This is a genomic window from Gordonia sp. ALPHA1B1 (assembly GCF_005502615.1).
Classification (GTDB): Bacteria; Actinomycetota; Actinomycetes; order Mycobacteriales; family Mycobacteriaceae; genus Gordonia; species Gordonia hongkongensis.
In genome coordinates, this window is sequence record NZ_SCOC01000002.1 from 1 (window position 1) to 20,800 (window position 20,800).

A 20,800-nucleotide genomic window follows, 5' to 3' on the forward strand; every position below is an offset into this window, starting at 1 on the left:
CCAGGCACGACCCCGGCCAACCCGAACCCCCCACCACGCACCCATCCCGACACGCCAACCGGCCGCCGGGCCGAACACCCACGCCCACACCCACCACAGGACCCTGTTGACACGAACCCTCATAGGCTGCTCAGGGAGCAGAGGGAAGGCATCGCCTGCGCTCCTCGCACCTCAGGGAGCAGAGGGAAGGCATCGCTAACGCTCCTCGCACCTCAGGGGCCGATTGGTGTGCGGCTCTTTCGGATCTGGGAGCAGGGTTGACGCACCCTCCCTCAGCGCCGCCCGATGATCAGCCGTCCCAGGATCCCGACGGCGAACATCGCGACGCCCACGCCGCCGACGATCAGTGCGACCCGGGTGACGTCGTCGTAGGCGCCGTCGATGATGAGCTCGGCGACCTGGCGGCCCGAGCGCTCTGCGCCGGCCACCTCCTGCTTGGCGCGGTCGGCGAAGAACAGGCCCATGGCCCAGGTCGAGACGCCGGCTGCAAGCACGCCGAGCCCGAGCCACGCGAAGACGGTTCCGCGTCGTCGGGCGATCAGCAGCGCGAGCACGGCTGCGATCACGGCCACCGCCGCCGAGCCCCAGGCGAGCAGCGTGATCTGGCTACCCACCTCCGCGTACCGGCCCGCCTCGAGGCCCGAGGAGCCGTTGGTCAACTCGACGACCACCGGCCCCTGGATCGCGTTGCCACCGGTCAGGTTCAGGGAGCGGTTGATCATGTTCGTGATGTCGAGTTGCATCACCGAGGTGTCCGAACCGGGCGCCGGCTCCTCGAACAGGAACGCGTGCTGCTGGCCGACGACATCGGCGAAGTCCTGCTGGAACTGTTCACTCTCGGTGTAGCGGCCCGCCAGCGGCCGCACCAGGACGCCGGCGATCGGCAGGTCTGTCCGCGCGGTCGCCTGCGCGGCGATCTCATCTGCGAGGTAGTCCTTGACCTGCTGGTTCTCGGCCATCGGCGCGACCGTGGCGACGAACCCCGCCTGGTCGACGATGCGTTGATCCAGCCAGAAAGACGGTACGGCGAGAACGGTCGCCGCGATCGCGACAAGTGTCAACAGGGCACTCAGGAAGCTACGCACAGCCACGAGGCTACCGAGCCGGGGAACTACTCCCCGATCACATCCGAGGCGCGGCCGACGATCAGCGGGTCGGGCGTGCCCACGAAGGACTCGTTCTTGCCGTCGTAGTCGAAGAGACTCAGCACGTGACGCATGGCGTTGATGCGCGCCCGCTTCTTGTCGTTGGACTTCACCACCGTCCAGGGTGCGTGGTCGGTGTCGGTGGTGGCGAACATCGCCTCTTTCGCCTCGGTGTAGGCATCCCACTTGTCCAGCGACGCCAGGTCCATGGGCGACAGCTTCCACTGGCGCACCGGGTCGATCTGACGGATCGCGAACCGGGTCCGCTGCTCGAGCGGGGTGACCGAGAACCAGAACTTGACCAGGTTGATCCCGTCGTCGACGAGCATCTTCTCGAACGCCGGGACCTGGGCGACGAACTGCGTGTACTGCTGCGGACTGCAGAACCCCATGACCCGTTCGACGCCGGCGCGGTTGTACCAGGAGCGATCGAAGAACACCATCTCCCCGCCGGCGGGCAGGTGCTGCACATACCGCTGGAAGTACCACTCGGTGGCCTCGCGTTCGCTGGGCTTCTCCAGGGCGATCGTGCGTGCGCCGCGCGGGTTGAGGTGCTCGTTGAATCGTTTGATGGTGCCGCCCTTGCCCGCCGCGTCTCGGCCCTCGAAGACCAGCAGATGCCGCTGCCCGGTCTGCTTGGACCACTTCTGCAGCTTCAGCAGTTCGATCTGCAGCCGCCGCTTGGTGACCTCGTACTCGCGGCGGCTCATGCGCTCCTCGTACGGGTAGTCCTCGCGCCAGGTGTCGACGACATTCCGTTCGGGCAGGGTCAGCAGGACCGGGTCGTCGTCATCGTCGTCGTTGACCGTGAAGTGCGTGGTGTCGTGGAGGTCGACGAGTTGCTGAAGTGCTTCGCGGCCGTTGAGCACGCTGAAGTCGGGGCCGATCTGTGTCTCGGGATCGTGGAGGTCGGTCACTCCACAACGATAGGTCGAAGCGGCGAACGACGCCCGACGCTCCGGTGAACTACCGTCGCGCCGGGCGTGTTCTGTCTCTCAGATGTCGTGCACTCGATGGCTTCGACTCGACCAGCGGTGGCGCAGCTCAGTGTCGGTCGGCGTCAGTTCCGCAGGTCGATCGAACCGGCGTGCAGACATGCCTTACCGGTGCTGGTGTCGAACGCGGTCGCGAAACCGCCACTGCAGCGGGCACCTTCGGGACCGGCGTAGGCCTCGCCGCCCCAACCGCCGATCGCGACCGTCGTACCGCCGCGACGCGCCTGCGCGACGGACAGCGCGCTCGGGCCGGTCGTGACCGAATAGGCGTTGCCCCGGCTGTTGGCGCCGGCGAGCGCCGTCGAACCGGGCTGCAGGTTGTAGGCCGCGGCGTTGCCGCCGTTGTCCGAGACCGAGACCGCGGTGCCGCGACCGCTGTATTCGTCGGCACTCGCGCGACTGCCGACTCCGGCCTTGGCGCCGCAACCGCTGCGCCCCTCGACACGCTCGACCTGATGACCGTTCGACACCGAGCAACGCGTGTCCGCCGCGGCGACCCCTTCGCCCGACAACCCGGCGAAACCAACACATCCGGCGAGCCCCGCCGCCAGGACCAGGCCGCGAACGGCAAACTTCTTGATTCTCAACTGCTTTGGCCTCCATAGCTCGGGCGCCCGGTAAGGAACGCCCTCAGCGTACAGGGGCCGACGCCGCGGAGGAGACGATCGACTCGTCACGTCCCGGTCACGATCGTCCTCAGGCCGCCGCGCGCTTCTCCACTTCCGCGGTGAGTCCCTTGCGCGCGGTGTCCACGGCCATCTTCTGGGCGCGTTTCACGATGAGTCCGGGCAGCTTGATCTTCAGCTCGACGGCCAGGTCGAAGCGGACATGGGCACCCTTGTCGGATTCGGTGACGGTGTACTTGCCGTGCTGCTCGCTCAACTGATTCGACTCGATGAGGTGCCATTCGCACGAGTTCTCGGTCCAGTCATAGGTGCAGGTCTGCTCGTCGGAGATACCCGCGGCGGTGACGACCATCCGCACCTTCTGCGGCGTGCCGTCGTCGTAGCTGGACAGGATCTCGGCTTCCTTGTGCGGTCCCGACCAGTCCGGTAGGGACTCGATGTCCATGAGCACTTCCATCACCACCGAGACCGGGGCGGCGACGTCGAATTCGATGTTCGCTGAGACAGCCATGCGCTGAATCTACCGCGCGCCCGGGCCGCCGATGCAACGAACTGTCGAGGCTGTGTCGAGCCGCGACGGAGTCGCCCTGGATCGCCGCGACGGAGTCGCCCTGGATCGAACCGTTCAGCTCTCGCGATCGACCAGGTTGACCGGCCACGCCTCGTCCGGAATGTCACGCAACGAGCACGCCTGGTCGACGGCGGTGAACCAGCCGCGGAAGTGCATGATCTCGCCGATGACCGGGTTGCGGACGGTCGCGTCGCAGCGGAATCGATCCCGTTTCTCGTCCCACCCCTCGATGTACTTCATCTGAGCGGTGAACAGGCCCTTCATCCCGACCTTGGGTCCGCGTCCGAGCCAGCGCATCGGTCCGCTCTCGAGCAGCAGTTCGCCGGATCGCGTCACCGACGGTTCGATCGGATACAGGAACTCGGGGCCGTCGCCGAAATAGTCGACCAGGCCCGTGCGCCCGGCCACCAGCAGGGAGTTCAGCTTGCGCGGGCCGGTCGTGTACTGGAAGTTGCGCAGCACCGCGAGCGACTCGCGCCCCAGCTCGTCGGAGTAGCAGTAGTAACCCTGGGTGAATGGAACCATGCGACTGGTCTTCGAAGGCAGCGCATTGCGCTTGGCATAATGCCACAGGGCGGGCGGCGGCAGCGCCGACGACACGTAGACCGACTCGTAGATCCCGCTACAGACCTGCGCGACACCGGAAGTCGAGTCGATGCCGTAGCGCCATGCGACGTTGGGATGCAGACGGTCGAAGTCCGAACCCAGCGCATGCCGGAAGACCGGCGTCATGGCGCAACCTCCCCGAGCTCACCCACCGATTCGAGCCCGTCCCGACGATGAACGGATACAGGCCAGACGCCACCACGGCGGTGACGACATGGTGAACCTACTAACGGAGCACACCTGTGTCCAACGTCTCGCCCCGGATCAGACCCGATCGACGGCCGCGTCGCAGAGGCTCGCCAGTTCGGCGATGACGCGATCGAGGGGTTCGACGCTGCGCCGTGTCTGGCACAGTCCGACCGCTCCCTCGACCGCCGCGATGATGAGGTTGGCCAGTGAGTCGGCACGGTCGCTGTCGACGCCGTCGACCACCAGCCGCGCGGTGACCAGGTCGGCCCAGCGCTGCAGGATCTCGGCGGATGCGTCCGCCACCGCGGGTTCGCTGCGGCGGGCGAGGCCGCCGGCCAGCACGGGGCAGCCGAACTGGAAGTCGGTGTTGACCAGAAGTCGCCGCCACACCCCGCCGATCTCGCGCACCGTGTCGGCCGGGGTCATCGTGGTCGGACGTCCGATGCGTTCGGCGATGAACTCGCCGGCGTACCGGACGGCTTCGGTCATCAGTTGGGTCTTACCGCCCGGGAAATGGTGGTAGATCGATCCCCGTGGTGCGGAACTCGCCGAGATCACGTCGCCGATGGAGGTGGCGGCGACCCCGTCGCGGCCGATCAGATCGGCCGCGTGCACGACCATGCGTTCGCGGGGGCCGCGCTCGTCCGCGCCGGTGATCACGGACTCGGCGGGATGTGACGCCATGCAGCAACAACTCCTATGCCGACCCTCATACAACCGATGTCGTGGCCAGCATACATAGCATCGGCCGAGGTCATCCCGTATGCGGCGCGGCCTCGCCGATATGCAGACCTTCATAACCACGACGGAGTATGCAACCATGCATAGTCATGACGACCACGACTAACGCACCCACCGACCCCACCGCCATGTCCGGACTCGAGCTGCTGCGAGCCTGGCAGGCGGGCGGCGCGGGCTCCGACCGTCCGAGCATCGGCCGCCTCCTGGGCATGGTGCCCAAGCAGATCGACGAGGGCGCGGTCACCTTCGCAGTGACTCCGCAGCCCGACTTCGCCAACCCTCTCGGCACCGTTCACGGCGGTATCTGCGCCACGCTGCTGGACTCGGTGATGGGGTGCGCCGTCCACACCACCCTGCCCGCCGGGGTCGGCTACACGACGCTGGAGCTGAAGGTGAATTACATCCGCTCGGTCGCCGTGGACGCCGGGGAGCTGACCGGCGTGGGTACCGTCATCCACGCCGGCCGCACCACCGCGACCGCCGAGGGCAAGGTGTTCTCCGCCGACGGCAAGCTCGTCGCCCACGGGACCACCACCTGCATCGTGTTCCGGTAGCCGGATCCAAGTCCGGCTGCATCAGCTGGCGAAGAGCCGAGGCGACATCTGTGCATGTCGCATGCCGAACAGCTCGAGCGCGAAGCTGCTGGAGCTCAGGGCGTCGAGCGGAGCCCGCTCGACGTCGGCGGCAAGGTCGACGAGAGCGGGTGTCGCCGCGACCAGTGCACGCTGTGCGCCGAGCGAACCGAGCCTGCCGAGACGTACGCACGCGCTGAACGCGGATGCCATCGACGAACGCAGCGTCCCCAGGGTCGCGATGCGCCGGTCGATCCCGAGGCCCGCCTGGACCACGGCTTCGACGACGGCCAGATTGCCCGGTGCATTCGCCGACGACACCGCGCGAAGGTAATCCGCGCGAGCACAGTCCGGCACTCCGCAGATCATCCCGACACGAGCTGCGGTGTCGGCGAGCTGACGCCCCGGCTTGAGCGACGCGTCTCGCGCGTTCTCCGAGGTCTTGTAGCTGAGCAACTCCCGATCGAGGCCCGTGAGCATCGCGAGATCGTCACTCGCCCAAGCGTGGACACCGACAACCGCATCGAGCGTCGCGACCGAGGTCGCCACGTAATCCGCGACGAGCTCGACGATCTGATCGGGCCCGGCGTCGGGAAACGCACGCAGCCAGCTCTCGATGCCGTTGCTGTGGACCAGACGGCCCGCGGGAAAAGCGCTGTCGTGCAGGTTCAGCCAGCCGACGGCCGCCGCGAAGGAATCGGGCACAGAGCAATCGGACACAGCGGAGTCGATCGCGGTCCTCGGGCAGCAACTGATGACGGGTCGATCAGTCATGATGGTGATGATGGTGATGATCGGCCGACGTGTTCGACCATCCGTGTGAGGCGAGCGGGACGTCGGCCACCACACCCTGCAGACGCAGTGCGGCGAGGGTGTCCTTCGCGGTCGTCGCGCTCGTCATCAGCGGCGTCGACACCTGGTGCGCCGAGACATCCAGCGGGGCATGCTGGTTGCCCAGCAGATAACCCAGCAACAGCATTCGCCGCGCACCGTCGGGTCCGCCGTTGGCATCGAAGTCGACGACGATGGCGGGCTCGGCAGCACGACGTACCACGGTGATGGTCTCGCCGTCGTCGGCCAGGACCGCGCCGTCGTCGAGAAAGGAACCTCGTGGGAGGCGGAGCCGCACCGTCGATCCCGATGCGGTCGTGAGCATCTGTCGGTGCTTACGCGCGTCCCCCCAACCGATCTCGACGAGGTCGAGTCGACGTCCGTGGAACTCTTCATCACACTCACGTCCCAGGAGGTGGGTCACTTCCCGCGCCTGCTCGGTGGATTCAGTGGTCATGGGGTGTCCTCTCAGATCAATCGCCTTGGGGGCGGTGCCAGCATCAACAGTTCGGACCGGATTGACGCCAGACACACGGCGAGCGCCTCACGCATCGCGGGTGCTCTCGTGCCGAGCACGCGCACGATCGCACCACTCTCGCCCGGCAGTGCGCTGACGCCGCTGACCACATCCAACGCGTCCAGGGCCGATTGCAGTGCATTCTGTAATGCACCGGTGCTTCTCGTGGGAGCTACTACCAGCAACGTAGCGCAGTAGTTCGCGCCGATCAGCCGCTCCGGCAGCGAACCGGCGTCGTCGACCCGCCCTTCGGGTCGACTGAACCGAAGCGCGTCCCGCGCAACGACCTCACCGTCGACCCGCACCGTGGTCCGGCAGACGAGAGACCGGTACCGGAACCGCTCCCCACGGCCGATCCGCCCGGAAGCGAGCATCTCCCATCCGACGAAGAGCCCCGAACCCCGGACGTCGATCTCGGTGTACTGAGCGAACCGGGAGTCGGCCTGCGGAATGATTTCGCGCGGTACGAACTCGACCACCGATCGATCTGTGACCCGGATCCGTTGGTGGTGGGTTGCCCCCGGTCCGTCGTGCCCGTCGAACACCTGGGTTGCCGCCTGGGACGTGAACAGGAGATGGCTGCCGGGGCCGGCCGCCACAGTCGTGTGCAACGAGTCGTCGGCGAAGATCCCGCCGGACGGATTCTGTACGCAGAGATAGGCGATCCGTGGGTCGACGTCGACATACAGCGGTGTGGTGACCCGTTGCGGGTAGGCCTGCCGCAGATGCCGCACCCGAGTCCTTCCGCGAACATCGGCGACCACGTCGACATCGAGAACCCCCGGTTCGATCATGCCTTCGGCGGCGTGGGAAGCATTGCTCCCTTGACTATCTCGTCGGCCACCTCGACAACGCCCGCCTGATGCCGTAGGTCGGTGAACAGTGTGGGTTTACTCGGCCGGGCAACCGAACAGTCGTGTCGCATGCGATCCAGGTCGGCTCCGACCATCTCGGCGAGATCGATCTTGTTCACCAGGAGCAGGTCAGCCTGCAGAAGGCCGATACCCTGCTTCCGCGGGATGTCGTCGCCGGCGGCGGTGTCGATGACGAAGATCCAGTAGTCGACGAGATCACTGCTGAACGTGGCAGCGAGATTGTCTCCGCCGGACTCGATCAGCACCGCGTCGAGGCCTGGGTAGGCAGCCGCCAGGTCATCCACGGCGGCCAGATTGACCGATGGGTCCTCGCGGATCGCGGTGTGCGGGCACGCACCGGTCTCGACGGCTCGGACCCGCGCGGGGTCGATGATGCCGCTGCGTCGTACACGCTGGGCGTCCTCGTCGGTCACCAGGTCATTGGTGATCACTGCGAGATCGACCCCGCGTTCTGTGAGGACGGGGACCAACGACTCGACCAGCCTGGTCTTGCCGGAGCCGACCGGTCCGCCGATTCCGATACGGATCGGATCCGAACTCATGCTCTCCTCCTATTTGAGCGTGTACCGGCGTCCGAGCGGGACGCTCGACATCGGTGTGCTCGTGCAGATCTCCCCGTTCACCACCACCCGGTAGGTATCGGGTTCGATGGAGATCTCGGGCAGGTGGTCGTTGTGGACGAAGTCCGCCTTGGTCAAGGCCCTCGAACCCGTGCAGCCGATCAGCGGGGTGTCGAGGCCGAGTCGTTCCCCGAGGCCCGAGTCGAGGGCCGCACGTGCGACGAAGTTGACCGACACGTCAACCGGCGACTTGCCGAAAGCCGCCCATTGCGGGCGATACTTCAGCGGTTCGCAGGTCATCAGCGAGGCGTTCGATTCACCCATCACCGACCACGCCGGGAAGCCACCTTTGAACACCACTTCTGGACGGATACCGAAGAACTTCGGCTCCCACAGCACGATGTCGGCGAGCTTGCCGGGCTCCAGCGAGCCGACCTCGTGGTCGATGCCGAACATCTTCGCCGGATTCAACGTCAGCTTGGCGATGTAACGCAAGATGCGCTGATTGTCCGCGCCGGTACCGGCGTCGTCCGGCAACGGCCCACGGGTGGCGCGCATGTGCGAGGCGAGTTGCCATGTACGGGCGATGGTTTCGCCGATGCGGCCCATCCCTTGCGAGTCCGAGCCGATCGCGGAGATGGCGCCAAGATCGTGCAGGACGTCCTCGGCGGCGATCGTCTCTCGCCGGATACGCGACTCGGCGAAAGCCACATCCTCCGGTATCCGCGCATTGAGGTGATGGCACACCATGACCATGTCGAGATGCTCGTCGAAGGTGTTGAGCGTATACGGGTTGGTCGGATTCGTGGACGACGGAAGGCAATTCGGCTCACCCACGACCCGCATGATGTCCGGGGCGTGTCCACCGCCCGCACCTTCGGCGTGATAGGTGTGGATCGTGCGCCCACCGATTGCGCGCATGGTGTCCTCATAGAAGCCCGACTCGTTCAGGGTGTCACTGTGGATCTGCACCTGTAGGTCGAGTTCGTCGCCCGCGTCGAGCGAGGCGCGGATCGATGCCGGCGTCGCACCCCAGTCCTCGTGGATCTTGTAGCCGATCGCACCGGCGAGTCCCTGCTCGATCAACGGTGCTGTGGATGCGGCACTTCCGTTCGCGATGAATCCGAAGTTCATCGGGAATGCCTCTGCTGCCCGAAGCATCCTTGCCAGATTATGTGGCCCCGAGCTGGTGATCCCCACCGTGACCGGACCCAGGCCCCCACCGATCATGGTGGTGATACCGCTCGAGATGGCTTCCTCGACCAGTCCGGCGCTGTCGAAGTGCACGTGGACGTCGATGGCTCCCGCGGTCGCGATCATGCCTTCACCCGAACGGATGTCGGTGCCGGCTCCGATCACCAGCTCGGCATCGACCCCATCCATGGTGGCGGGGTTGCCGGACTTGCCGATGCCGGCAATGCGCCCGTCCTTGATCCCGATGTCGGCCTTACGAATCCCCAGCACAGCATCGATGATGAGGACGTTCGTGATCACGAAGTCCAGTGCGCCTTCGGCATTCGTGATCGCATTGTGCACGGCCATGCCCTCACGCATGGTCTTGCCGCCGCCGAACACCGACTCGTCGCCGTATACGGTGGCGTCGGACTCCACGCGCGCCAGGAGTTCGGTGTCGGCCAGACGCACCCTGTCGCCGGTCGTCGGCCCGAACAGCTCCGCATAGTGCCTACGCGTCAGTCTCTGCACCATAGTCCCCTCCTGAAGTGGTCCTCCCGGTTACGTCTCCCGCGGACGTGTCCAGGAATCCCGCTGCGCGCAGGTCGCGTAGCGTCGCGGCGGGCAGCGCAACATCGGTTGGGCCGTTGGTCATGTCGTTGAGGCCGGTGATGACGCGCTCGCCGCCGAAGGCGACGAGTTCGACATCGTGCTCGGCCCCGGGCTCGAATCGGACAGCGGTGCCCGACGGGATGTCCAGACGCATCCCGAAGGCCTCCCGCCGATCGAACAACAGCGCCCGGTTGGCCTCGAAGAAGTGGAAGTGCGAGCCGACCTGGACCGGTCGATCACCTGTGTTGACCACCGTGATCGCTGCCGTGTCCCGCCCGTCGTTGATCACCACGTCTTCGTCGACGAGCAGATACTCCCCGGGCGTGTGCTCGTCACCGGCCAGTCGCGTCGGCGCAGGGCCGGTTCCCGGCCGGATCGGGTCGTGAACGGTCACGAGCTTCTGGCCGTCGTCGAAAAATCCCTCCACCTGCACCGACCCCAGGAGGGCTGCGACCCCGGGGGCCACGTCGTCATCGGTGAGGAGCGACGCACCGAGTGCCGCCGCCTCCGAGACGCTGGCTCCCCCACGAGCGGCTTCCGCCACCTCGTCGGCGATCAGAGCACGAGCTTCCGGATAGGTCAGTCGCAGTCCGCGAGACCGACGTCTGCGCGAGAGCTCGGCTGCGAGGAAGAGCAGCAGCCGGTCCTCGTCCTTCGGTGTGAGATGCACAGGTGTTCCCTCTCAGATGGCCGACACGTCGGGAGGTTCGCGGGTCAGGCCCCGACACCCTCAGCCCACGGGTAGGTGTCGAGGAAAGGGTCGGGTTCGATCGGTCCGTCAGAACTCCACACCACGTCGAACTGACCGTCGGCGGTCACTCGGCCGATCCGCGCCGTCTTGGTGACATGGTGGTTCTCGCCGTCGACGGTGACCAGTCCCTCGGGCGCTTCGTAACTGACGCCGGCCGCAGCAGCGGACACCTCTTCCGGTGTGAACGTATCCGCCTTCTCGACCATCTGCTTCCACAGGTGCACAGCGGTGTAGGCCGACTCCATCGGGTCCGAGGTCACACTCGACGACCCGAACCGCTCCTTGAAGGCGACAACGAACTCGTCGTTCACCGGATTGTCCAGTGACTGGTAGTAATTCCACGACGACAACTGACCGACGAGATTCTGGGCTCCGATGCTCCTGACCTCTTCCTCGCCGACGCACATCGACATGACCGGCATCGTCGATGCGTTCAGGCCGACGTTGTTGTACTCGCGGAAGAATGCGGCCAACGAGTCGCCGACAACCACATTGAACACGGCATCGGCGTCGGATCGACGGATCTTGTTGACGATCGTGGAGAAGTCGGTGGAGCCGAGCGGAGCGTAATCCTCACCGGCGATGGTCATTCCGTTCTCCTCCGCATAAGCACGCACAATCGCGTTCGAGGTGCGGGGGAAGACGTAGTCACTGCCCACGAGGTAGATCGACTTCACTCCTTGTTCGCGGAGGTAGTCCAGTGAGGGGATGATCTGCTGATTGGTCGTGGCACCCGTGTAGAAGATGTTCGGAGAGCTCTCCAGCCCCTCGTACTGCTGGCCGTAGTAGAGCAGCGCACCGGTGTCCTCGAACACGGGGAGCATCGCCTTCCGGCTGGCAGAGGTGTATCCGCCGAAAACTGCTGCGACACAGTCGCTCGCTACGAGCTTCTGGGCCTTCTGGGCGAAGATCGCGGGATCGGAGGCACCGTCCTCGGAGATCTGCCGCAGTTGCTTTCCGAGCACACCTCCGTCCGCGTTGATCTGCTCCACGGCGAGCGTGATGGCGTCATGGATCACGACTTCGCTCACTGCGGTACCACCGCTGAGCGAGTTGATCGATCCCACCGCGACCGAATCTCCGCTCGTATCGAGACAGTCGACGCGGCCTGCGGCGCTGTCACTGTCGGAAGCCGCACTCCCGCACGCGGACAGCATGACACCGGCCACCGCCACAGCGGTGATCGACATCGTCATGCGCCATCGGGAACGTTCACGTGAAGAGTCCGTGGTCATCGGTAACTCCTGGCTTGTCGGCCGGAGTTGCTGCTCCGGGCCGTCTGAGATCAATCGGTCACCGGCCGCACAGCGGTGTGCGACCCGTGCCTCGAATCTAAGGACCGAGACCTGCCGCGCGAATCGGGAGAATTCCCCATCTTTCCCACTTCGATTGTTAACTGCTGGTTTCTAAATCGACAACGAGTGTTGCGTCGCCGGCCTGATGTGAAACATCGCCGAAACGCGCTTGCGGAACAATGCAACCCATCGAATGATCATCGTCGGGGGGTTACGGAGAGCGCATGAGATCGTCGACCACCGGGCCCTATCATGAGGCACTGGGGAGCGCGGCCGACCTCAACACGCGTGCCGACGAACTGCTGTGCGCGCTCGGTGAGCGCGTGTCGTCGTCGGCAAGCGCGATCAGTCTGTGGGATCCGGTCGCGGGCCGGCACCTGACCCTCGCCAATCACGACTATCCCGATTCAGTCATGAGCCATTTCAACAGCTGGTTCGTCTCGAACGACCCGCTGTTCAAAGAGATGGAGAGAACCCGCTCCGGCGCGTTGCGCTGGCGTGACTTCCCCGGGTACCGACGGACCCACTCGGTCACCAACGTGTTCACCCCGGCCGGATTCGACGAGGGACTGTCCGCCCGCCTGGTCACCGCACAAGGCACTTATGCCGGGACCTTGCACGTCAATTCCGACGACCGCCGCTACCCCCGCGACGTGGACGTCACCGAAATCAACGAGCTCCGCAGCAGTGTCGCGTCGCTTCTCGACACGACAATGCGTCCGGTGATGGTGGCTGACTTCCTCTCTCCAGGGAGCCCCGCGTGGCTCATCGACAGGTCGGGAAACTGCCGGGCCCTGCACGATCAGCTCATACCAGATGTCGACCCCGAACTGCTCTCGATCGTCGCACGACTCGCCGGTACCGAGCGCAAGTTCCGATGGTGCGACCCCGGGGGAACCTGGCATCTGGTCCGGCTGCTCCCGGCGACGCCGCGATATCGGGCCGCCACCCCCGTGGCCCTGACCTTCGCCACGCCCGAGCCGCTCCCATTCGACCTCACCGGACGGGAGCTGGAGGTCCTCACCCTGGTGGCGAACGGTCTGACCTCGGCGCAGGTCGCCGGTGCGCTCGTCATCAGCGCCAAGACAGTCGGCCGCCACATAGAGCATCTACTCGGCAAGACCGGGGTCGCCAACCGCGTCGGACTGGCAACGCTGGCGCATCAGCACGGTCTCCTCAGCGGACGCCAGATGCAGCCTTGAATCGCCGGCGTAGTGTCGGAGGTACCCGGCCGGTCAGTCCGTGCGTGCCGCCGCGATGATCGCGGCGATGTCCTCGTCCCGCATCCCGAACCCGGCGAGGCGTCCGAGCGGTATCGACGCCATCATCCGTGCCATGTCAACGCCGAGGGCGTCGTCGGAGCTCGCCAGCGGGTTGTCCTCGAACCGGGACGCGAGCGCCTGCGCCGCAGCAGGATTCGCCAGGACCTCGCCAAGGGTCGAGTTCTCGTCGATTGCGAGATGAACCTCGTCGCCCGCGATCTCGACGGTGGTGGTCAGCCGGATGTCCCGACTCGACGCGCCGACGTCCACCCCGTACTCACCCGGTTCGACGACCCAGCGGTCGACGCGGGTGTCCCAGTACGCGAGGTCGTTACGGTCGATCGCGATCGAGATCCTCTGCGACTCACCGGGTTCGAGGTCGCGGGTGGTCGCGAAGCCCGTCAGCTCGCGCGGCGGTCGTCCGACTCGTGAGTCCGGCTTCGACGTGTAGACCTGGACGATGTCACGTCCGGCTCGAGAACCGGTGTTGGTCACCGTCAGCCCGACGACCACTCCGTCGACGCCCGGATCATCCGATGCGACAGACAGATCCGAGTACTCGAAGGTCGTGTAGGACAATCCGTGCCCGAACGGGTAGGCGACCTCGATGTCCCGGGCGTCGTACCAGCGGTAGCCGACGAAAATGCCCTCGCCGTAGCGGATGTGCGAGTTCTCGTTCGGGAAATTCAGGTATGCCGGGGTGTCCTGCAACCTGACCGGCACGGTCTCGGTGAGCCGACCCGACGGGTTGACGACCCCGAAGAGCACGTCGGCGATGGCCCCGCCCCCGGCCTGGCCGAGGAGCGCGCCGTCGAGGATTGCCGGGGCCGCGGCGATCGATCCGAGGCGGAGGACGCCTCCGTGAGCGAGCACGACCACCGTTCGCGGTTGCACCGCCAGGATCGCGGTCAGCAACTCGACCTGGTCCGCCGGCAGTTCGATGTCGTCGCGGTCGAAGCCCTCCGACTCCTGTGCGGCCGCCAGTCCCAGGAACAGCACGGCGGCATCGGCGCCCGCCGCCGCGGCGAACGCGCCCGCCGTATCCACCCGCGAGCCGTCGGTGCTGAAACCCGGGGCGTAGGTCACCGTGCCGCCTGCTGCCCGGATCTCGTCCACCGGTACGTCGAGGCGCGTCGGGTTCACGTGCGAACTGCCGCCGCCCTGATAACGGGGGTCGTGCGCGAACGAGCCGACGACCGCGACGGAGCGTCCGGGGCTCAACGGGAGCAGATCGCCGTCGTTCTTGAGCAGGACGATGGACCGCGACGCGGCCTCGCGCGCGAGTCGGTGGTGGAGATCGAAGTCGACGACGGACCGGTTCGCCCGGCCCGCGGCGGCCCGCTCCGCGAGTTCCCGGACCGCCCGGGCCGACCGGTCCAGCGCCGCCTCGTCGAGGGTTCCGTTCCGGACCGCGTCCACGACCTGCGCGTCGGTGCGGTCCCCCGGGCCGGGCATCTCGAGATCCAGGCCGGCGGCGACCGCCCGAACGCGGTCGGCGACCGCACCCCAGTCGGAGACCACCACGCCGTCGTAGCCCCACTCACCCCGCAACAAGTCGGTGAGGAGCCACCGGTTCTCCGCCGCGTACGTGCCGTTGATGCGGTTGTAGGAGCACATCACGGTCCACGGGTTCGCCGTGCGGATGATGTGCGCGAAGGCGCGGAGGTAGATCTCCCGCATCGGGCGCGGGTCGACGTCCGAACTCGACCGCATCCGGTCGTCCTCGGCGTTGTTCAGCGCGAAGTGTTTGAGCGACGTGCCGACCCCGATGCTCTGTACGCCGCTCACCCACGCCGCGCCGAGCCGGCCCGTGACGAACGGATCCTCGGAGAAGTACTCGAAGTTGCGGCCGCACCGGGGATCTCGCTTGATGTTCACGCCCGGGCCGAGCAGCACGTCGACGTCGAGACCGCGTGCCTCGCGGCCGAGCGCTTCGCCGACACGACGGATCAGCTCGGTGTCCCAACTCTGGCCGAGTCCGACCGCGGGCGGGAAGCAGGTGGCGGGTTCGCTGCCGGCGAGGCCGAGGTGATCGGTGGCGCCGGTCTGTTTCCGGACCCCGTGCGGACCGTCCGTGAGTGTCAGCGCGGGAACGGAACCGACCGATTTGGTGGTCCAGAAATCGGCGCCGCTGCCCAACGCGGCCTTCTCGGTCGAGCTGAATTCACTCACTCCAAGACACTACCGACGATCGTCGGGCGGTCAGCTCGCTCCCGGGCAGTTCACGGTGTAGTCCCACTCCGTGTTCCGGTCCGGCCCGGTCACTCGAACCACGACCGAGGTGTCGCCACCGGGTGGAACCGTGATCCGGACACTGCCGGTTCCCTGGTTGATGTCGTCTCCGACGTAACCGGTGTTGTAGATCTGCCGGCCACCGTAGAACACCCGGATCTCGTCCGGGATGTCGTAGGTGTCGTAGTTCAGCGTGAAGCTCGTCGGGCCTCGCAGGCCGAGGATGTGCCGGGTCTCGGTGACACCGTAGCCGCCGGACTTGGTCTCGGAGTTGCACCGCTGGGTCGACGGCGGAGCCTGATTGCCCCCGAGACTCCCGAAATAGTCGAGGCCGCCCAGACCGTATTCCTCGAGACTGCCCCCGTCGACGCTTCCGCCGTCGAGGCTCCCGGACTCGAGTGGCGCGGCATCGGCGATCGCGGCCGGGACGACCGCAGCGGTCGCCGTCGCGGCCAGGATGAGGGCAGCTCGAACGAAAGTGGTTGTGCGCATCGATTTCTCCGGCAGTCGAGTCGTTTCGGGGGTGGTTCCGACGCTAACGCGACCTGCCATCCGCGGATATCCCCTCATCGGGTGAAAGCACGACGACCAGATGACACCCGTGCGGGTGACACCTCGCTGCCACAGCGTCTCGGGCGGCCAGCCCCTACGTCAGATAACGGTCCCGGAGCGCCTTCTGGTCCGCGGCACCCAGACCCAACGCCTCGCCGAAGTAACCCTCGATTCCGCCGTACCGCTTGTCCACCTCGCCGAACGCGGCGTCGAGATAGCCGGAGTCGACGCCCAGCACGCCGACGAGCAGCTCGGGATCGCCCCCGGCGGCGGCGAACCCGTCGAAGATGGGTGTGAGCGACGGGATCAGACGTTCATTGGTGAGCAGGTAGTCGCGATAGACGTCGTCCTTCGGCACCCCGAGCAGTGTCAGCAGAGACGCTGCGGCCCAACCTGTTCGGTCCTTGCCGGTGGTGCAGTGCATGAGGGCCGGCGTCGAGCCGTCGATCAGTCCACGAAACAGCTGCGTGTACGACGCCGTCGCACTGGGCACGGTGATCATCTCGCGATAGGTCCCGCAGATCATCTCGCGCGCCTTGCCGCCGGACAGCATCTCGTCGGCCTGCGCGACGACGGCGGGATCGGCGAGGACAGCACCGATGTTGGCGGGAATCGACATCTGCGCATCGGCGAGGACATCGAGTGCGATGTTCGACGCGCCGGGCAGGACGGGGTCGGGGATGGCCTCGCTCTCGTGCGCCGATCTCAGGTCGTAGACGGTCTTCAGGCCGAGCGACTCGAGCGCGGAGACGTCGGCGGCGTCGAGCGCGGAGAAATCCGTGGACCGGTACAGCACGCCGGATCGAACCGTCTGCCCGTCCCCGGTCCGCCAGCCGCCGAGATCGCGGAGGTTGGGCATGCTGGAGATGGGGCTGGGCGCGCCGGGGGTCGCAGTCACGGTCACATCGTGACAGATTGTGCGGCGGTCAGTCGGTGAGCGCGCTTTCGAGCATCGGCCACGACTTCACGAGCTGGTCCTGCCAGTAGGGCCAGGCGTGCGTCCCCGGTGCATAGTCGACGGTCGCGGGAATGCCGAGTTGCTTGAGTCGACGGGCGAGATTGAGCGTGCACTGGTGGGTGGCGGCCTCGATGGCGCCGCCGACCGCGATCTGGTCGATGTAGATCGTGGTCTTCCCGTCGATTCCCTGGCCCTGCAACCGGTCGTGCGGTCCGGGGACCCCCGTGCCGGTGCTGATGTAGATCGCCTTGCCGCGCAGCTTGTAGGCGTTGACGACCGGGTCGTGCGCCCGCCACCCCGGGGAGCCGACCGGGCCCCAGATGTTGGCGATGTCGCCACCGCCGCGTCCTTCGACGACCGCGCGGATGGCGAGTCGGCCGAGATTCGTACTCGTCTCCGCACAACCGCTGTAGGAGGCGACCGCGCGGTAGAGCTGAGGTGCGGCTTGGGCAAGACTCAGCGACGACGTTCCCGCCATGGAGATCCCCGCGATCGCGTTCACGCCGGTGGTGTTCAGCTTCCGATCGATGAGCGGCGGTAATTCGCTGGTCAGAAACGTTGTCCATTTGTTTCGCCCCAGCACCGGGTCGACTTTCACCCAGTCGGTGTAATAGCTGTACGCACCGCGCATCGGCACGACGACATTCACATTCTTGTCGGCGACGAAATCAACGATGTCGGTTTGCTCGAACCAGTGTCCGGTGCCCTCGCCGCCACCCGCGCCATTCAGCAGATACAGCGTCGGTCGGGGCACCGAGCGGTCGGCGGGCACGAGAACCCGGACCGGTACGTGACGTTTCATCGACGGCGAATACACCGACAGGTCCAGGACCCGGCCATCGGCGACAGCGCGGGCCAGCGCCTTCGCCCGGGACGAGGAATCTCCCGAGTCGGCGCCGGCGAACGACGGAACAGCAAGCGCGACAACGAGTACAACGATCGAGACCGTTCTGGCGACCAGGCGTCGGCGGAACAGACCACCCACTGCGGACATCACAGTCCCTTCACATCACTACATGCTCACATCGCTACCGCGCCGCCGTCTCGACAACGGAATTCACACACGCAGATATCGATCCGAATACGTTTCACCATACGCACCGGAGACGGCCCCGTCCGGATTACCACGGCCGGGGCCATCGCTGTTCACCTCGCGATTGCGCACACCATGGTCATTATTGGAGGCGATTTCACGATGACTGATCCCGGCCGGTCGAGGCGTCGTGCTCCTGAACAGCTGATCTCGTGCGAGTGCGCCGGCCGTGATCGTCTCTGCCGTCGAAAAACGACCGGCCACTTCGAAAGGCGCAGGGAACGCATTCACCGACCACCCGGTGCCAGATTCGGCCGATCGGACTACAGCCGGACCGCCTCTGATCGCACCGACACCGGAAACATCATGCGTGGATTCTGGAGCAGCGCCGGCGGGGCGACGGCCGACCGCTCGAGCGTGCCGGTCCAGCGGACCCGACGCCGATGCGGGGTGAGCGCCCTGCCCCGGCGGGAGAACTCGTACTCGCCGATCAACGTCCCCAGGGGCAGCACGTCCGGATCGGTGGGGTCGACGACGGCGACCTCGTCCCCCACCCGCAGATCGGAGACGAACGACGCGAGCACGCGGAGGTCCTTGCCCGGCCGCCGCCCGGGGCTACGCTCCTTCAGCAAGGCGCGCAGGGCGGTCTTGGTGCCCACCGAGGCGTCAGCGTCGATGCCGGATTCGACGCCCAATCCGACCATCTGCCGGCGTCGGAACTGAGCGAACTGTTCGTCGGATCCGGCCCGGATGATCCACACGGTGCGGGTCGGTTCGTCCAGATCGTGCGCGTCGGTGGCCGGCGGATCCGGCCAGAAGTACGGCATCTCGTCGTCGAGGTCGACGTCGTCGAACACGGAGCCGTAGAAGTCCGGCGCTTTGCGGAGCAGCGCCGAACGGTGACTGCGATGGAGTCGGTCGTCGCCGAGCCACGCGGGCATCAGACCCTGCGCGGTCAGCTCGGCTTGGGACGCACCCACCACCCCGGGCGCGAACTCGGCGATCATCGGAGCAGTGGTGTCCGCACGACCGCCGCCGGTCCACACGTCGACGAAAGCGAGCCCGTAGGCGACCAACGCCGGGGTGTGCCCGCGCCACATCGTGACCGCGGGATGGCTGGCCCAGCCGTAATCGAAGAGTTCGAGCGCCCGCAGGATCTGCAACGTCTCCACGCGCTGCTTACCGAGGCGCGCGGGGTCCAGGACCTCGGCAGAGCGTCGAAAGTCCGGGTAGGGCAGGAACGTCTGCATGGCGCTCGCATACCCACTTCGGACGGGCGCTCACACCCGGCGGAGCCGCGCGGCGCCGAACTCAGAGTTGTCAGCTGCTACCGAAGATCGGCGATCCCGGCCCCGGCGTCACACCAGGACCGGCTCAACCAGCGGCGGGTGCGATCTTCTGCCGCGCAGCGTCAGCCGAAGCCCGCGATGGCCTCGAGGAGGTGATCGACGCTCGGACTTCGGGGCTCAGTCGGATGCGGAGTCCGACGCGTCGGTCCCGACCTCCGGCACCGCACACACGCCGTCGACGCAGACGGCCGCGTCGTCGTCGCCGATCATCTCGAAGGGCACCACCGGGTCAGACACGATCGGACTCCTCGGCGCGGACCTTGTCGAGGGCCTGCGCGAAGGTTTCCGGCGCCTGGGCTCCGGAGATCCCGTACTTGCCGTTGATCACGAAGAAGGGAACCCCGCTGATCCCGTATGCACGGGCTTGGTCGATGTCGGCCTCGACGGCCGCGGCGTACTCGCCCGACTCGAGCGCGGCCAGCACGGCGTCGCGATCGAGACCGACATCGGCCGCCAGATCGGCGAGTTCGTCGGCGCGGCCGAGTGGCGCCCCTGCTCGAAGTACGCCTGGAACAGACGCTCGGCCAGATCCGCCTGTCGGCCATGCGCTTTCGCGAAGTGCAGGGCCTCATGCGCTTTCAGGGTCTTGGTGTGCTGCAGCCGGTCGAAGTCGTAGTCGAGACCGACCTCGGCGGCGATCCCGCGGACCTGGTCGAGCATCCCCCGGACCTGATCGGCCGGCATGCCCTTGTGCCGGACGAGGAAGTCGACCTCTGAACCGTCGAAGTCGACCGGCGTATCCGGTGCGAGCTCGAAGCTGTGGTAGGTCACTTCGACGTCGTCGCGTCCGTCGAACTCGGCGAGGCCCGCCTCGAACTTCCGTTTGCCGATGTAGCACCAGGGGCAGGCGATGTCGGACCAGATGTCGACGGTGATGGGAGCGCTCATTGCCCTCTCAACACCTCGCGGATCGAGAACGTTCCCGGGAGTGCCTCACATGCGATCAGCCGACCCGCGCGCGTCGAGCAGGTCGTCGAGATGCGTTCGCGACCAGTCGCACAGGCCGTGGACCGTCGTGACGAGGTCGCGGCCGGCGTCCGTCAGGGTGTAGTCCACCCGCGGATTCGCGCTGCGATGGTCGTGCCGATGGATCAGGCCGTGCGCCTCAAGATCGCGCAGCGTCTGGGTGAGCACCTTGTCGCTGATCGTCCCGATCGACCGCTTCAACTCGCGGAACCGGCGGGGACGCTGCCGGACCTCCTCGAGGACGGTCAGACCCCATTTCGTCGACACGACGGCGAACACCGACCGCGCGAGTTGCCGGGCGCGCTCTTCGGCCTCGGACGACGGCGCGGCGTCCCCGCTCACCTCGAAGTGCGTACTGCCGCTCATCCGCCTGCGCTCCTAGCGTGGGG

The 20,800-nt window shown here is 66.6% G+C and carries 21 protein-coding genes and 1 pseudogene; 2 read left to right on the forward strand and 20 right to left on the reverse strand.

Going from position 1 to position 20,800, the window contains the following annotated elements; genetic code table 11:
• Window positions 1-272: 272 nt before the first annotated feature.
• The 6 genes from FFS52_RS01135 to FFS52_RS01160 form a co-directional block, all read right to left on the reverse strand.
• Entirely contained in the window at window positions 273-1,085 is an 813-nt protein-coding gene (locus FFS52_RS01135) for a hypothetical protein (RefSeq protein ID WP_058251298.1), read from the reverse strand.
• Window positions 1,086-1,111: 26 nt separating this feature from the next.
• On the reverse strand, window positions 1,112-2,062 hold the full coding sequence (gene ppk2, locus FFS52_RS01140) for a polyphosphate kinase 2 (protein ID WP_137808551.1): 951 nt from the start codon (window positions 2,060-2,062) through the stop codon (window positions 1,112-1,114).
• A 143-nt stretch (window positions 2,063-2,205) separates the two neighbouring features.
• The gene (locus FFS52_RS01145; protein ID WP_058251300.1) at window positions 2,206-2,727 is read right to left on the reverse strand and encodes a DUF6764 family protein; all 522 of its coding nucleotides are present in this window, start codon (window positions 2,725-2,727) and stop codon (window positions 2,206-2,208) included.
• A 109-nt stretch (window positions 2,728-2,836) separates the two neighbouring features.
• Window positions 2,837-3,277 (reverse strand): SRPBCC family protein, encoded by a 441-nt coding sequence (locus FFS52_RS01150; protein WP_058251301.1) that lies wholly within the window; start codon window positions 3,275-3,277, stop codon window positions 2,837-2,839.
• A 114-nt stretch (window positions 3,278-3,391) separates the two neighbouring features.
• Window positions 3,392-4,069: a DUF4166 domain-containing protein gene (locus FFS52_RS01155; protein ID WP_058251302.1), complete on the reverse strand. Its 678-nt coding sequence runs from the start codon at window positions 4,067-4,069 to the stop codon at window positions 3,392-3,394.
• A 138-nt stretch (window positions 4,070-4,207) separates the two neighbouring features.
• Window positions 4,208-4,816 carry a TetR/AcrR family transcriptional regulator gene (locus tag FFS52_RS01160; RefSeq protein ID WP_137808552.1) on the reverse strand — a complete coding sequence of 203 codons (609 nt, stop codon included), beginning with the start codon at window positions 4,814-4,816 and terminating at the stop codon, window positions 4,208-4,210.
• A gap of 128 nt (window positions 4,817-4,944) precedes the next feature.
• On the opposite strand from FFS52_RS01160, the gene FFS52_RS01165 reads away from it, so the two are divergent.
• Window positions 4,945-5,427, forward strand: coding sequence for a PaaI family thioesterase (locus tag FFS52_RS01165; protein WP_137808553.1), 483 nt, complete (start codon window positions 4,945-4,947; stop codon window positions 5,425-5,427).
• A gap of 21 nt (window positions 5,428-5,448) precedes the next feature.
• Here the strand turns inward: FFS52_RS01165 and FFS52_RS01170 are convergent, their stop codons facing one another.
• From FFS52_RS01170 to urtA, 7 genes are all read right to left on the reverse strand, one after another.
• Window positions 5,449-6,150, reverse strand: a complete 702-nt coding sequence (locus FFS52_RS01170) for an urease accessory UreF family protein (protein WP_249356442.1) — start codon at window positions 6,148-6,150, stop codon at window positions 5,449-5,451.
• A 61-nt stretch (window positions 6,151-6,211) separates the two neighbouring features.
• Entirely contained in the window at window positions 6,212-6,733 is a 522-nt protein-coding gene (locus FFS52_RS01175; RefSeq protein ID WP_078111712.1) for a hypothetical protein, read from the reverse strand.
• An 11-nt stretch (window positions 6,734-6,744) separates the two neighbouring features.
• Window positions 6,745-7,587 (reverse strand): urease accessory protein UreD, encoded by an 843-nt coding sequence (locus FFS52_RS01180; protein ID WP_137808555.1) that lies wholly within the window; start codon window positions 7,585-7,587, stop codon window positions 6,745-6,747.
• A complete protein-coding gene (ureG, locus tag FFS52_RS01185) occupies window positions 7,584-8,210 on the reverse strand; it encodes an urease accessory protein UreG (protein WP_137808556.1) in 627 nt (208 codons plus the stop codon). Before ureG ends, FFS52_RS01180 begins: the two co-directional genes overlap by 4 nt.
• Before the next feature lie 9 nt (window positions 8,211-8,219).
• Window positions 8,220-9,935 carry an urease subunit alpha gene (gene ureC, locus FFS52_RS01190; protein WP_137808557.1) on the reverse strand — a complete coding sequence of 572 codons (1,716 nt, stop codon included), beginning with the start codon at window positions 9,933-9,935 and terminating at the stop codon, window positions 8,220-8,222.
• Window positions 9,913-10,683, reverse strand: a complete 771-nt coding sequence (gene ureB, locus FFS52_RS01195) for an urease subunit beta (protein WP_137808558.1) — start codon at window positions 10,681-10,683, stop codon at window positions 9,913-9,915. Before ureB ends, ureC begins: the two co-directional genes overlap by 23 nt.
• Before the next feature lie 44 nt (window positions 10,684-10,727).
• Window positions 10,728-11,960 (reverse strand): urea ABC transporter substrate-binding protein, encoded by a 1,233-nt coding sequence (gene urtA, locus FFS52_RS01200; RefSeq protein WP_349291568.1) that lies wholly within the window; start codon window positions 11,958-11,960, stop codon window positions 10,728-10,730.
• Between the two features lie 323 nt (window positions 11,961-12,283).
• On the opposite strand from urtA, the gene FFS52_RS01205 reads away from it, so the two are divergent.
• Window positions 12,284-13,261 carry a LuxR C-terminal-related transcriptional regulator gene (locus tag FFS52_RS01205; RefSeq protein ID WP_137808559.1) on the forward strand — a complete coding sequence of 326 codons (978 nt, stop codon included), beginning with the start codon at window positions 12,284-12,286 and terminating at the stop codon, window positions 13,259-13,261.
• Between the two features lie 33 nt (window positions 13,262-13,294).
• Here FFS52_RS01205 and FFS52_RS01210 read toward each other — a convergent pair whose 3' ends face one another.
• The 7 genes and pseudogenes from FFS52_RS01210 to FFS52_RS01240 all read right to left on the reverse strand — a co-directional run bounded on the left by FFS52_RS01210 (window position 13,295) and on the right by FFS52_RS01240 (window position 20,777).
• Window positions 13,295-15,493, reverse strand: a complete 2,199-nt coding sequence (locus tag FFS52_RS01210; protein ID WP_137808560.1) for a glycoside hydrolase family 3 C-terminal domain-containing protein — start codon at window positions 15,491-15,493, stop codon at window positions 13,295-13,297.
• Window positions 15,494-15,523: 30 nt separating this feature from the next.
• Complete coding sequence (locus FFS52_RS01215) at window positions 15,524-16,045, reverse strand: hypothetical protein (protein ID WP_171011521.1); 522 nt, start codon at window positions 16,043-16,045, stop codon at window positions 15,524-15,526.
• Between the two features lie 154 nt (window positions 16,046-16,199).
• Window positions 16,200-17,003 (reverse strand): tyrosine-protein phosphatase, encoded by an 804-nt coding sequence (locus tag FFS52_RS01220; RefSeq protein WP_171011522.1) that lies wholly within the window; start codon window positions 17,001-17,003, stop codon window positions 16,200-16,202.
• 28 nt (window positions 17,004-17,031) lie between these two features.
• Window positions 17,032-18,057 (reverse strand): alpha/beta hydrolase family protein, encoded by a 1,026-nt coding sequence (locus tag FFS52_RS01225; protein ID WP_137808562.1) that lies wholly within the window; start codon window positions 18,055-18,057, stop codon window positions 17,032-17,034.
• 362 nt (window positions 18,058-18,419) lie between these two features.
• Complete coding sequence (locus tag FFS52_RS01230; protein WP_137808563.1) at window positions 18,420-19,346, reverse strand: MSMEG_6728 family protein; 927 nt, start codon at window positions 19,344-19,346, stop codon at window positions 18,420-18,422.
• A gap of 328 nt (window positions 19,347-19,674) precedes the next feature.
• A pseudogene (locus FFS52_RS01235) lies at window positions 19,675-20,333 on the reverse strand (DsbA family oxidoreductase).
• 45 nt (window positions 20,334-20,378) lie between these two features.
• Window positions 20,379-20,777, reverse strand: coding sequence for a helix-turn-helix domain-containing protein (locus FFS52_RS01240; RefSeq protein WP_137808564.1), 399 nt, complete (start codon window positions 20,775-20,777; stop codon window positions 20,379-20,381).
• Window positions 20,778-20,800 lie beyond the last annotated feature (23 nt).